Source organism: Enterococcus sp. 2201sp1_2201st1_C11_2201SCRN_220225, from assembly GCF_040925905.1.
Classification (GTDB): Bacteria; Bacillota; Bacilli; order Lactobacillales; family Enterococcaceae; genus Enterococcus_C; species Enterococcus_C asini_A.
The window spans coordinates 14046-26877 of record NZ_JBCOJC010000020.1; the positions used below are offsets into that span (position 1 = coordinate 14046).

Here is a 12832-nt window from a genome sequence, read left to right on the forward strand (position 1 = left end):
CCAAAAGCTGGGGGTTTTGCTGTTTTCATTTTGTTTGATGCAGCGACTTTTAAGCAATTGCCGTTTCCAAGCCTACTTCAATCATATCGTTAAAAGTAGTTTGACGCTCTTTTGCCGTGGTTTCTTCTCCGGTGATGATGTGATCGCTCACCGTACAAATTGCCAAGGCTTGCACGTGGAATTTAGCCGCCAAATAATACAGGGCAGCAGCTTCCATTTCCACTCCTAATACACCTAATTTAGCCAATTGCAAAGTTTCAGTCAAATCATCTTTGTAGAAAGTGTCTTCGGATAAGACATTGCCTACGTGGACAGTAAAGTTGTGGGCTTTTGCCAGCTCATAAGATTTTAACAGCAAGTCAAAATCGGCAATTGGGGGATAATGAAAGGCGTGGAAGTTTTTTTGCACCATGGCAGAACTCGTGGCCGCACCTTGGGCAATCACTAAATCTCGCACATGAACCTCTTCTGACAAAGCCCCGCAAGTTCCCACTCGAATTAATTTCTTCACTCCATAAGACTGAATCAATTCTTGAGCATAGATACTAGCAGACGGCATGCCCATACCAGTACCTTGCACGGAAACTCGTTCTCCTTTATAAATCCCGGTGTAGCCAAGCATTCCCCGGACTTCGTTATAACAAATGGCATCTTCTAAAAAAGTTTCCGCAATGTATTTTGCCCGGAGTGGATCGCCCGGTAAAAGGATTTTTTCTGCCACTTCTCCTGCTTTTGCTCCAATGTGTACGCTCATCTTCTCTTCCTTTCTATAAATAAATTTAAGTCCCTGTTACAAAACGGCTAACGTCGCTTTTACAAAGGTTTTAAACTGGCTTTTTACTCGTTCGGTAGTCGCTACGACTTCCTCGTGGTTAAGGCTTGCTTGCATACCGGCAGCTAAATTGGTGATACAAGAAATACCCAGCACTTTCATCCCTCCGTGGGCCGCTACAATAACTTCAGGAACTGTAGACATCCCCACTGCGTCCGCTCCAATGGTACGCGCAAAACGAATTTCCGCTGGGGTTTCGTAGGTTGGTCCAGAAAAGCCCATATAGACTCCTTCTTTTAACGCCAGTCCTAATTCGGTGCCCACTTTTTGAGCAGTTTTACGATAAATAGGCGTATAAGCTTGGCTCATGTCAGGAAAGCGCGGACCTAAGTCAGCTTCATTAGGACCAATTAAAGGATTAGCGCCCATAAAATTAATTTGGTCATTAATTAACATCAAGTCTCCAGGAGCAAAGCTTTCATTCACTCCGCCACAAGCATTGGTGACAATTACCGAATGAGCTTCTAGCGCCTTCATCACTCGCACAGGATAAGTCACTTTCTCCATGGAGTAGCCTTCATAATAGTGAAAGCGCCCTTGCATCGCTAAGACTTTTTTACCAGACAAATTTCCATACACTAATTGTCCTGCATGCCCTACCACTGTGGAGATAGGGAAATGGGGAATCCCTTCATAGGCCACTTTTACTGGATTTTCGATTTCTTCGGCTAATTCTCCCAGGCCAGAGCCTAAAATCAAGCCAAAATCCACCGGGCCAATGCCGGCATTTTTTAAATAAGCCGTCGTTTCTTGCAGTTTGGTTGTTAAATCAGTCATAGAGCCCTCCTATTTTAAATTTGCTAAAAAGCTTGTGCCGTTTTCTGTGGCAGGCACCTCAAAGTTTTCAGCAATGGTTGCCGCAATATCGGAATAAAAACCTTGAGGCAGTGCTCCTCGGCCTTGCATTTTTTTCGAATAGACCAACAACGGCACATATTCCCGGGTGTGATCGGTGCCAGTAAAAGTTGGATCGTTCCCGTGGTCTGCGGTAATCATCAAAAGATCATCTTCGGCCATTGCTGCCATTAGTTCTGGTAAGCGAGTGTCGAATTCTTCAATGGCATGGGCATAGCCAACTACATCCCGACGATGACCAAAGAGCGCATCAAAGTCCACCAAGTTGGTAAAGCTTAAGCCTGTGAAGTCTTCTTTCATCACTTCTAAGAGCTTATCTACCCCGTCCATATTGCTCTTCGTGCGGATGGCCTCGGTAATTCCTTGGCCGTTAAAGATATCGTTGATTTTTCCTACTGCAATCACATCTTTGCCATTGGCTTTTAAAGAATCCAAAACCGTCTTGCCAAAAGGATCTAAGGCATAGTCATGACGATTGCTAGTACGGGTAAAGTTACCGGGTTCTCCTACATAAGGCCGAGCGATAATCCGACCAATCATATAAGGCTCATCTTTAGTAATATCCCGCACATATTGGCAAATGCGATACAACTCTTCTAAAGGAATAACTTCTTCATGGGCGGCAATTTGCAACACAGGATCTGCTGAAGTATAGACGATCAAATCCCCGGTTTTCATTTGGTGTTCACCATAATCCTCAATCACTTTAGTCCCAGAATAAGGCAAGTTGCAGACAATTTTACGACCAGAGAAATCTTCAATTTGCTTCAATAATTCATCAGGGAATCCTTCTGGAAACACTCGGAATGGTTTTTTAATATTTAAACCCATGATTTCCCAGTGACCAGTCATGGTGTCTTTCCCCACGGAGACTTCTTCTAGTTTAGTAACGTATCCTTTGTGATCTGCTACATCCGCCACACCAGCTAATGGACGAATGGTTCCCAGACCTAAGTTTTCTAAGTTCGGAATAGTCAAACCTGCTTTTTCAGCAATATGACCTAATGTGTCTGAGCCTACATCACCAAATTTTTCAGCATCAGGCGCTTCACCAATTCCTACTGAATCCATCACAATCAAATGTACACGTTTAAACATGTAACACCCTTCTTTCTTTATTTTTTTAAAAGGGCGGAACAAAGCAACAATGTCCCTTAGTCCCACCCTTAATTTTACTGCTTATTTTGATTTAATATAGTTTGTTCCGTTCGCCTTAGGACCAGAGGCTTTCCCTAAGAATAACACCAAGACGACAATCGTCAAAACATAAGGAGCAATTTGCAAGTAAACGTCAGGAATAGAAGAAATCACGGGGATGTTCTTACCGGCAATACTGATATTTTGAGCAAAGCCGAAGAAAATCGCTGCCCCCATGGCTCCTAGTGGGTTCCACTTGCCAAAGATCATGGCTGCCATAGAGATAAACCCTTGACCGGCAATCGTCGTAACCGCAAAGCGTCCAGAGATCGACTGGGCAAAAATCGCACCACCCATACCTCCTAAAAAGCCAGAAATCAAAACGCCAGCATAGCGCATTAGGTACACATTAATGCCTAACGTATCCGCCGCTTGAGGATGCTCTCCTACCGAACGCAGACGTAGGCCAAATTTGGTTTTAAAGATGATAAACCAAGCGAGAACAGCAATCAAAATCGCAAAGTAGGCTGGTAAAAAAGTATTCTTAAAGAACAAAGTCCCAATTACCGGAATTTTTTCTAAACCAGGAATGGTGAAATAGCCTAAGCGACGACTAATGCCATCGGTTTGGCCTTTGCCATACATGACTTTTACTAAGAAAATCGCCAAGGCTGGTGCTAGCATATTCATCACGGTACCGCTGATAATGTGATCAGCCCGAAAGTTCACTGTAGCCAAAGCATGGAGAATTGAGAAAATCACCCCAGCAAGTCCCGCCACTAAAATCGCCAGCCAAGGAGTCATCGCCCCAAAGGTGTCTGCCATTTCCAAGTTAAAGACTACCGCAGTAAAAGCACCGATTACCATGATTCCTTCCAAACCTACGTTCACAATCCCGCTACGTTCTGAAAAGACTCCCCCTAATGCCGTTAAAATCAAAGGCGTGGAGTAAATCAGCGTTTGAGTAATAATTGAAGCAAGTTGATTCATATCCATTAGAGTACGCCTCCTTGTTCATCTTGGTCACTAGGCTTGGTTTCCACATTTTCCACCACGGCAACTTCTTTTTTGTTGCCGAAAACTTTTGCTAAGACAAAGCGAATCACAAAGCTAATTCCTACAAAGAAGATAATAATGGCAATATCCACGTCGACGAGTTCAGAAGGGATATTAATCATTTGCATACCAGCACCACCAAGTTTTAAGACACTGAACAAGAGCGCCGAGAGCAAAATGCCAATGGAACTACCCGAACCTAATAGCGAAACGGCCATGCCGTCAAAGCCAATACTTAACGAAGCACCTTGGCTAAAGTAATATTGGAAGGTCCCTAAGCCATAAATCACGCCCCCAAGACCTGCTAAGAAACCAGAAATTACCATGGAGAGAATGATGGTACGTTTACTACTCATCCCGGCATATTCTGAAGCATCAGGGTTCAAACCTACCGAACGAATTTCAAATCCCAGGGTAGTCTTTTTCATCAAAAACCAAGTCAAGACTAGAAAAATAAGGGCTAAGAAAATCCCAATATTTACCCGCGACCCTTGACTGATATTCCGCAAAAATTCCGTTTGCAAGGTAGCGTTTTGACCGACTAGCTTGGTTTTCCCAGTATTGCTAATTAAGTCTTTTGCAATCACATGGGTCACAATATGGTTGGCAGAATACAATAAAATATAATTCATCATAATGGTGACAATGACTTCACTAGTTCCAAAGAATGCTCGTAAAATCCCTGGCACTGCTGCCGCCAAAGCCCCCGCTAGCGCCCCCACAACTAAAACTAGTGGCACCAAGACAACTTTTGGCATATCTGGCAACGTTAACGCTAGCCAAATACTTGCCACCCAACCACAAAGGGCTTGACCGGAAAGACCGATATTAAAGAAGCCAGCAGAATTGGCCACCGAAAAGCCCAGAGCCGTAAAGATTAAAGGTGCTGCTGTCACAAAGATTTCTCCGATATTCCGAGGATTAATCTGATGGGTTTGAGGATTCAAAAAGGCTGTTTTAAACATTTGGCTATACCCTTCAATCGGATTGTAGCCAAAGGCCGCCATTACAATGCCACCGATGATAAAGCCTAGCAAAACAGCAATCACCGGTACGAGCAGATTGCGAATTTTTTCCGAAGTATTAGACAAGGCTCTCACCTGCTTTCGTCCCTAATTCGGCCCGGGCTTCTTCTAAAGAATACCCTGCCATAAGTAACCCTAATTCGTTTTCGCTAGTTTCTTTCGGATCCACAATCCCGACGATTTCGCCACCGTGAATAACGGCAATGCGGTCGGAGACATTCATGATTTCATCTAATTCAAAGCTGACTAACAACACTGCTTTAAATTTATCCCGTTGTTCAATTAAACGCTTATGGATAAATTCAATCGCCCCCACGTCCAAGCCTCGAGTAGGATTCGCTACGATTAAAAGATCAGGATTACGATCCACTTCCCGGGCGATAATCGCTTTTTGCTGATTTCCCCCAGATAAAGCCTTGGCTGGTACAATTTCATTGGTGGTCCGCACGTCAAACTCTTTGATCAACTCTCGAGCTTTGCCGTTCATTTCACCATAGTTTAAAACACCATATTTACTCATCGGAACTTGGTAATAGGTTTGCAAAGCCATATTTTCCGCTAAGGACATATCCAAGATCAACCCGTATTTATGGCGATCTTCCGGCACATGGCCCACACCACTTTCCGTAATAAAGCGAGGACGCTTATTGGTCACGTCTTCCCCGTCAATTATGACTTTGCCACTTTCGACTTTCCGCAATCCAGTAATAGCTTGAACTAATTCGGATTGGCCATTGCCGTCGATTCCCGCAATCCCCAAAACTTCTCCTGCCCGAACTTCCAAGCTGAGATTTTTTACCGCTTCTAAGCCTCGGCTTTCTTTCACCGTTAAATTCTCCACAGACAAAATGACTTCTTGCGGTGTAGCAGGTTTTTTCTCTGTTTTAAAGGAAACGGAACGTCCCACCATCATATCTGCCAATTCTTGGGAGCTGACATCTTTTACATTGACTGTGCCAATCCCTTGACCTCGACGAATAACAGTACAGCGATCTGCCACTGCTTTGATTTCGTCTAATTTATGGGTGATTAAAATAATCGACTTACCTTCTGAAACCAATTCTTTCATGATTTGAATCAAGCCTTCGATTTCTTGTGGCGTCAAAACCGCGGAAGGTTCATCAAAAATCAAGACATCGGCGCCTCGATACAAAGTCTTCAAGATTTCCACCCGCTGTTGCATCCCCACGGAAATGTCTCGAACTAAAGCATCAGGGTCCACTGCTAAGCCATAACGCGCTGAGAGTTCTTCAATGGTTTGGCGCGCTTTTTTTCGATTAAGGACACCTAGATGATTGGGTTCACTACCTAAAATAATATTCTCCGTTACTGTAAAAGCATCCACCAGCATAAAATGTTGGTGAACCATACCGATACCTAGACGATTGGCCTCGGTGGGACTGGTAATCTTAACGGGCTTGTCGTTAATCAGGATTTCTCCTTTAGTAGGTTCCAAAAGACCAGAGAGAATATTCATCAACGTAGACTTCCCGGCACCATTTTCCCCTAAAAGAGCATGAATTTCCCCCGGTCGCACTTGAAGATTGACATCATCATTGGCTTTAAAAGTCCCGAATTCCTTGGTAATATGTCGCATTTCAATGACATATTTTGCTGTTTCCGTCACTTCATTCACATCCTTTACGCTTCAACTTTACAATAATCAACAATAAGGGCAAAAACAAGGAGCTGAGATTCTCTCCTTAGATAAGACTAAAAAAACTCCTAGTCTTATCTAAAGAGCACATTAAATGTGAAAAAGGTCTTGCCTGTCAAACAGACAAGACCCCATTAACCATTAAGCTTCTGGTGCTTCAGGAACTTCGATTTTCCCGTCAATGATGTCGGTTTTCGCTTGTTCAATGGCTGCTTTCGCGTCATCAGAAACAGCACCTGGTGTAAGGTCAACACCGCCGTCTTTCAAACCATATTCCAAGTGTTCGCCACCAGGGAATTCGTCATTCATTGCTTTATTCGAAATATCTTGAACTGCTGCGCCTACACCTTTCAATGTAGAAGTCAACGTACAGTTCGCATCAGTACCATCTTTAGAAGTAAAGTTTCCGTCTGCTTCTTGGTCACGGTCAACGCCGATCACCCAAACTTTGCTTTCTTCTAATTCAGCATCTGTTTTTTGTTCGTTAGTTGTGATTGCTTCTGTGAAGACACCAACCCCAGTACCGCCAGCTGCATGGAAGATTACATCTGCGCCATTGGTAATCATGGAAGCCGCAATGGATTTTCCTTTATCAGGAGAACTGAATGAAGCCGCATATTGTACGTCTACTTTGATTTCTTTGCCTAGTTCTTTGGCAGTATCTTCTACCCCTTTAACAAATCCAGCTTCAAAACGGTCGATAACCAAGCCTTCTTCCCCACCGACAAAACCGACTGTATTGGTTTTTGTCGTGTAAGCTGCAGCAATCCCTGCTAAGTAAGAAGCTTCGTTGTCTTTAAAGGTTGCGGATACCACATTGTCTTGACCTTCAATTACATCATCAATCAACCCAAAGTTGACATCTGGATTTTGAGTTGCTGCACTAGAAATATCATCTTTCAATAAGTAGCCAATCCCAAAAATTGTGTGGAAGCCATTAGTTACAGCTGTGTTGATGTTGTTGGCATAGTCAGCTGCATCATCGGATTGGAAGTAGTTAAAACCACCAGCACCTTTTTCTAGCCCATTTTCTTCTCCCCATGCTTGCAACCCTTCCCAAGCAGATTGGTTAAAGGATTTGTCGTCTACACCACCAGTATCAGTGATTAACGCCACGCTATGAGCTGCATCTGAACTACCGCCATCACTGGCACCTTTATCTGAGCTAGAGCTAGTTCCGCCCCCGCCGCCACATGCTCCAAGTACCATGACACTTGCCAGTGCTACTGCGCCTACTTTCCATACATTCGCTTTTTTCATTTCTGTAAAGCCCCCTAGTTGATTTTTTATTCAATGGCCACAAATGTCGCCTAGTGAATCCTGGTTTAAAGATCTTTGTCGGTAAATGAGTAGGGTAGTAATTCTCCCACGGTAGTTTCCTTCATGACGCCTTCATCTCCTACTAAGGTCACAGGCATTTCTGGGGAGCAAAACTCCGCCATTACTTGCCGACAAGCGCCACAAGGAGAGATGGGTGCAGGAGTGTGTCCCGCCACCACTAAATGTTGAAATTTGCGTTTGCCTTCTGATACAGCCTTAAAAAAAGCGGTACGTTCTGCACAATTGGTTAAGCCAAAGGAAGCATTTTCGATATTAATTCCTTGGTAAGTAGCACCATCCTCTGTGACCAGACAAGCTCCTACAGGAAAATGAGAGTAAGGCACGTAAGCTTTGTCTAAAGCAAGCCGAGCAATCTCAATCCATTCTGCTTTTGCTTTCATACAGACTCCTTTTAATAGCCTTCGCCCTTGGCACCGTTGATAATTGCCACACTGGCACTGGTTCCTAAACGCGTTGCTCCTGCTTCAATCATAGCCATAGCTTCTTGAGCACTGTGAATTCCTCCAGAGGCTTTAACGCCCATGGTAGGACCTACCGTTTCCCGCATTAACTTCACATCAGCAACTGCGGCACCACTCGTGGAAAAGCCAGTAGAAGTTTTAACAAAATCAGCACCTGCTGCTTGGGCAAGTTCACAAGCTTTAACGATTTCTTCTTTTGTCAACAGAGCAGTTTCAATGATCACTTTGACTAAAGCACGGTCTTTGGCTGCAGCAACCACGGCTTCAATATCTTGTTGGACTTTTTTGTATTGGGCCGATTTTAAAGCACCTACATTGATGACCATATCCACTTCATCGGCACCATTGTTAATAGCGTCAGAAACTTCATAAGCTTTGACTTCAGAAGTATTCGCTCCTAAAGGAAAGCCGATTACAGTACATACGGCTACTGGTTCCCCAGCTAATTTTTCAGCTGCTAATTTCACCCAAGTTGGATTAATACAAACAGAATAAAAATGATATTCCTTTGCTTCCTCGATTACTTGTAAAACATCTGCTTCCGTTGCATCTGCTTTTAAAATTGTGTGATCCATCATTCGGTTTAATTCCATTTTCACATCACTCCTTATTCTGTAATAATATCATGAATTAGCGGTGGCTCCACGGCAGAAGCCCCAATCACGATGTTTTTATAAAGACGTTCTTTAACTTCCTCAATTTTTTCGTCGTCGCTGTAAATTGTCAACAGAGATTCGCCGACTTCCACAGCATCGCCAATTTTTTTATGAAGCTTCAAACCTACGCCATAATTAATCGCATCTTCTTTCGTTTGTCGGCCAGCTCCTAGTAGCATCGCCGCAATGCCGATTTCATTGGCTACTAGTTTGGTTACTACGCCACTTTCTTTTGCAGGTAGTTCAATTTGATATTTCGCTGTCAACAAGCGTTCGGGATGGTCAACCACACTGGCATCCCCACCTTGATTGGTGATCATCTCTTTAAATTTAGCCAACGCTTTTCCACTAGTTAAAGCCTCCTCTAATAGTCGTCGCGCTTCTTCTAAGGAGTCTGCCTTTTTAGCTAAGACCACCATCTGCGAGCCTAAGATATAGCACATTTCCAAAAGATCTGCTGGTCCATGACCTTGTAGGGTTTCAATAGCTTCCACCACTTCCAAAGCATTTCCCACCGCTTCTCCAAGAGGTTGGGACATATCAGAGACTACAGCCATCACTTGGCGATTGGCTAATTTGCCAATTCGCACCATGGTATGGGCGAGGCGCTTGGCATTGTCCAAGTCCTTCATAAAGGCTCCTTCACCAGTCGTCACATCTAGAACGATGGCATCTGCTCCCGCGGCGATTTTCTTACTCATTATGGAGCTGGCAATTAACGGAATCGAACTGACGGTAGCTGTCACATCCCGCAAAGCATAAAGCTTTTTGTCAGCTGGTGCTAAATCGCCCGACTGGCCAATCACTGCTACTTTACTTTCATTGACAATGCGTACAAATTCCTCATCAGACAATTCAATTTGAAAACCAGGAATCGACTCCAATTTATCCAAGGTGCCCCCGGTAAAACCGAGACCTCGACCAGACATTTTCGCCACTGGTACTCCTACTGCTGCTACTAAAGGTGCCAACACTAAAGTGGTTGTATCCCCTACCCCGCCAGTAGAATGTTTGTCTACTTTAATACCTTCAATGGAAGATAAGTCAATCACTTCCCCAGAATGAGCCATTGTTAATGTCAACTGGGTAATCTCTTCATCGGTCATGTCCTCAAAATAAGTGGCCATTAACAACGCACTCATTTGATAATCAGGGATTTTGCCATTGGTATAATCGGTGATGATATACTTGATTTCTTCTTTTGTTAGCTTCTCGCCATTGCGTTTCTTCTCAATTAAATCCACCATGCGCATGGGTATTGCCTCCTAATCGGTGTTATTATACAGGAAATCATTCGTGAGTAAACCACTTTAGTAAAACAGTTTACCTAATTATACCTAAAATTAATAGCGCTTACAAGCATAGGATTTCAAAGGAATTATTCCTTTGAAATCCCTTGAACACTCTCACGAAGAATTAATCTAGTTTCGAAGATTTTATTAGGTACGCGCCGTTCTGGAAATTCGATGGCGTCGATTAGAAATTTGGCTGCCGAAAAACCAATCTCAAAACTTGGCTGCTCTACCGTCGTCAAAGGAGGCGTAATGTATTGGGCCAAATTCAAATTATCAAACCCGACCACGGAAATATCTTCGGGGACACTCTTTCCTACTTCATAAATCGCTTGATAGCAGCCAATGGCCATGGCATCATTACCGCAAAAAATCGCGGTAACTTCTTTTTGTTTGAGCAACTGGCAAGCGGCTTGATACCCACCCGGCACTGTCAAATCCCCGGTGGTAACATAGCGACCTTTAAAAGGAATCCCCCCATCTTTTAAAGCATCTCGATAACCATTGAATCGCTCTTCCAGCTGGTAATAGCCAGTATTTTCCTTTAACATGCCGATGTTTCGGTGACCTTCTTTTATCAAGTAGCTCACCGCTTGATACGCCCCCTCGTACTCCTTAACCAATAAGCGTCCCCCTTCTCGCTGATTGATCCCCCGATCGATTAAAATTACGGGCATCCCTTGAAAATAAGGACTCTTTAAATCGTATTCTGGTGGCAACTTGTGAGGCGTGGCAAATAAAATTCCATCCACTGAACGATGACGCAATTCTTCCAAATAACTGATTTCTTTTTCCTGACTTTGCTGGGAATTACAAAGAACCACCATATAGCCTAAAGCATTAAAATACTGCTCGGCACCTTCCACGATTTTAGAAAAGAAATAATCAGTAACATCTGGAATGATCATTCCCACGGTTTTTGATTTGCGATTGATTAAATTGGAAGCAAAAAAATCCGGCTTATAATTATGCTCTTTCACAATAGCCCAGACCCGCTCCCTGGTCTCTTGACTAAAACGCGCCCCTTTGTTATTCAAAATTTGGGACACCGTAGTCACGGACACCCCGGCCAAAGCCGCAATTTGCTTAATCGTTAATTTCAATTAACTTCCCCCCACTAACACTAAACCCCAGGCCTCAGCCAAAGCTATTCAGCCTCAGTGTAGCAAAATTAAAGCAAAAAAAACAGCGCTCTTTCTAAAAGAACACTGCTTTGATGAATCAGTTTTTCACACTACGCAAAATGTAATACCCCTTGTCTTTACTCACTATCTCACAGTTACCAAAGACTTCCATCATTTTTTTCTTAGCGCTGGGAGCACCTTGCTTTTTCTGAATGACAACAGTTAGGCTTCCTCCTGCAAGCAAATGATCAAAGGCCCCGGTTAAAATCTCGTGGACCACGGTTTTCCCCGCCCGAATTGGTGGATTAGAAACAATCGCCGCATAGGGAGCTGCTTGTAAGTCTTGATAAATATTGGACTGATGAATCTTCACTTGGGTAATTTGATTGCGCTCTGCATTTCTTTGGGCTAATTCTACTGCCCGTTGGTTAATATCAATCATTTCCACCAAACGTCCGGTAGCTTTTTGCAAAGAAAGGCCAATGGGACCATACCCACAACCCACATCAAGGATAGGCCCCGCTGGCAAGTTCGTCTCTTCAAACGCCTCTACTAACACCCGGGAACCATAATCCACCGTGTTTCGCGAAAAGACCCCACTATCGGTGACAAAGTGAAAACGATTGCCTTTTAATTCAAAATCCCATTCCACAAAGTCATGGGCTAGTTCTGGTTTTTCAGAGTAATAATGATTTGTCATAAGTTTTATCCAATCAATTTGTTTTTAATGTCTCGGGCAATTAAGCCTCCATATAGATGATACCCAAATTTGGAAGGATGTAAACCATCTTCGGAGATAAACTCTAAAGGTGCGGGATAAACCATTTCGTGATGGTACATATCAATAAATTTAGCACCCGTTTCCACTGCCAGTGCTTTTAAATTTTCATTGAATAATTGTAAAACAGCAGGATCAGCAGCAGGTTTCTTGGCCCGATCCACAACACCCAGTCCCATAATAATCACTTTTTCCGGCGCAAATTTACCCACCATGCTGGCCATGTTTTCTTTATAAGCTGCCACTTGTTCAGGACGATTTAAAGCATCGTTAATCCCTACATTAATCACCACAAAATCAGCATCCACAGCTACTGCTTCCTCAATTCGAGCGGCCACTTCTGGACTGCCTTCTTTCGGACGACCAAGGTTGACCACTTCATAGCCTGGAAACCCCATTCCAGCTAATTCATCTACAATAAAATCATCCAAAATACTGCTGACAGACCCTTGGTACATTCCTGCTGCAATACTGTCACCAATTACTACGATTTTTTTCATTTTTAGATCCTTCTTTCCGTGATTTACGCTTGTAGACCGATTACATTAAAAAAACAAGTCTTACAACGCTCAACTTAATAGTAGCACGGACGGTTCCTCCTTGCATTTATTTACCCTC

General features: G+C 43.4%; 13 protein-coding genes. All 13 read right to left on the bottom strand.

Annotated elements, in window-relative coordinates; all coding sequences use genetic code 11:
- Window positions 1-49: 49 nt before the first annotated feature.
- The 13 genes from deoD to AB5754_RS07085 all read right to left on the bottom strand — a co-directional run bounded on the left by deoD (window position 50) and on the right by AB5754_RS07085 (window position 12714).
- On the bottom strand, window positions 50-754 hold the full coding sequence (gene deoD, locus AB5754_RS07025) for a purine-nucleoside phosphorylase (RefSeq protein WP_311833776.1): 705 nt from the start codon (window positions 752-754) through the stop codon (window positions 50-52).
- Between the two features lie 36 nt (window positions 755-790).
- Window positions 791-1609 (bottom strand): purine-nucleoside phosphorylase, encoded by an 819-nt coding sequence (locus AB5754_RS07030; protein ID WP_368250520.1) that lies wholly within the window; start codon window positions 1607-1609, stop codon window positions 791-793.
- 9 nt (window positions 1610-1618) lie between these two features.
- A complete protein-coding gene (deoB, locus tag AB5754_RS07035) occupies window positions 1619-2785 on the bottom strand; it encodes a phosphopentomutase (protein ID WP_368250518.1) in 1167 nt (388 codons plus the stop codon).
- Window positions 2786-2866: 81 nt separating this feature from the next.
- A complete protein-coding gene (locus tag AB5754_RS07040) occupies window positions 2867-3820 on the bottom strand; it encodes an ABC transporter permease (RefSeq protein WP_311833773.1) in 954 nt (317 codons plus the stop codon).
- Complete coding sequence (locus tag AB5754_RS07045; protein ID WP_311833772.1) at window positions 3820-4971, bottom strand: ABC transporter permease; 1152 nt, start codon at window positions 4969-4971, stop codon at window positions 3820-3822. Before AB5754_RS07045 ends, AB5754_RS07040 begins: the two co-directional genes overlap by 1 nt.
- On the bottom strand, window positions 4964-6502 hold the full coding sequence (locus tag AB5754_RS07050; RefSeq protein WP_368250607.1) for an ABC transporter ATP-binding protein: 1539 nt from the start codon (window positions 6500-6502) through the stop codon (window positions 4964-4966). Before AB5754_RS07050 ends, AB5754_RS07045 begins: the two co-directional genes overlap by 8 nt.
- A 201-nt stretch (window positions 6503-6703) precedes the next feature.
- Window positions 6704-7822, bottom strand: coding sequence for a BMP family protein (locus AB5754_RS07055; RefSeq protein ID WP_311833771.1), 1119 nt, complete (start codon window positions 7820-7822; stop codon window positions 6704-6706).
- 65 nt (window positions 7823-7887) lie between these two features.
- Entirely contained in the window at window positions 7888-8283 is a 396-nt protein-coding gene (locus tag AB5754_RS07060; RefSeq protein ID WP_368250515.1) for a cytidine deaminase, read from the bottom strand.
- Window positions 8284-8294: 11 nt separating this feature from the next.
- Complete coding sequence (deoC, locus tag AB5754_RS07065; RefSeq protein WP_368250514.1) at window positions 8295-8957, bottom strand: deoxyribose-phosphate aldolase; 663 nt, start codon at window positions 8955-8957, stop codon at window positions 8295-8297.
- A gap of 14 nt (window positions 8958-8971) precedes the next feature.
- Entirely contained in the window at window positions 8972-10273 is a 1302-nt protein-coding gene (locus tag AB5754_RS07070) for a pyrimidine-nucleoside phosphorylase (protein ID WP_368250513.1), read from the bottom strand.
- 125 nt (window positions 10274-10398) lie between these two features.
- Complete coding sequence (locus AB5754_RS07075; RefSeq protein ID WP_368250512.1) at window positions 10399-11415, bottom strand: LacI family DNA-binding transcriptional regulator; 1017 nt, start codon at window positions 11413-11415, stop codon at window positions 10399-10401.
- A 118-nt stretch (window positions 11416-11533) separates the two neighbouring features.
- Window positions 11534-12136, bottom strand: coding sequence for a class I SAM-dependent methyltransferase (locus AB5754_RS07080; RefSeq protein ID WP_368250510.1), 603 nt, complete (start codon window positions 12134-12136; stop codon window positions 11534-11536).
- Between the two features lie 5 nt (window positions 12137-12141).
- On the bottom strand, window positions 12142-12714 hold the full coding sequence (locus tag AB5754_RS07085) for an SGNH/GDSL hydrolase family protein (RefSeq protein WP_368250509.1): 573 nt from the start codon (window positions 12712-12714) through the stop codon (window positions 12142-12144).
- Window positions 12715-12832: the final 118 nt, after the last annotated feature.

Excerpts from the sequence above, each read along its gene's own strand:
- deoB (WP_368250518.1), bottom strand. The coding sequence starts at position 2,785 with ATGTTTAAACGTGTACATTTGATTGTGATGGATTCAGTAGGAATTGGT.
- AB5754_RS07055 (WP_311833771.1), bottom strand. The coding sequence starts at position 7,822 with ATGAAAAAAGCGAATGTATGGAAAGTAGGCGCAGTAGCACTGGCAAGT.
- AB5754_RS07040 (WP_311833773.1), bottom strand. The coding sequence starts at position 3,820 with ATGGATATGAATCAACTTGCTTCAATTATTACTCAAACGCTGATTTAC.
- deoC (WP_368250514.1), bottom strand. The coding sequence starts at position 8,957 with ATGGAATTAAACCGAATGATGGATCACACAATTTTAAAAGCAGATGCA.
- deoD (WP_311833776.1), bottom strand. The coding sequence starts at position 754 with ATGAGCGTACACATTGGAGCAAAAGCAGGAGAAGTGGCAGAAAAAATC.
- AB5754_RS07050 (WP_368250607.1), bottom strand. The coding sequence starts at position 6,502 with ATGCGACATATTACCAAGGAATTCGGGACTTTTAAAGCCAATGATGAT.
- AB5754_RS07080 (WP_368250510.1), bottom strand. The coding sequence starts at position 12,136 with ATGACAAATCATTATTACTCTGAAAAACCAGAACTAGCCCATGACTTT.
- AB5754_RS07060 (WP_368250515.1), bottom strand. The coding sequence starts at position 8,283 with ATGAAAGCAAAAGCAGAATGGATTGAGATTGCTCGGCTTGCTTTAGAC.
- AB5754_RS07085 (WP_368250509.1), bottom strand. The coding sequence starts at position 12,714 with ATGAAAAAAATCGTAGTAATTGGTGACAGTATTGCAGCAGGAATGTAC.
- AB5754_RS07070 (WP_368250513.1), bottom strand. The coding sequence starts at position 10,273 with ATGCGCATGGTGGATTTAATTGAGAAGAAACGCAATGGCGAGAAGCTA.
- AB5754_RS07030 (WP_368250520.1), bottom strand. The coding sequence starts at position 1,609 with ATGACTGATTTAACAACCAAACTGCAAGAAACGACGGCTTATTTAAAA.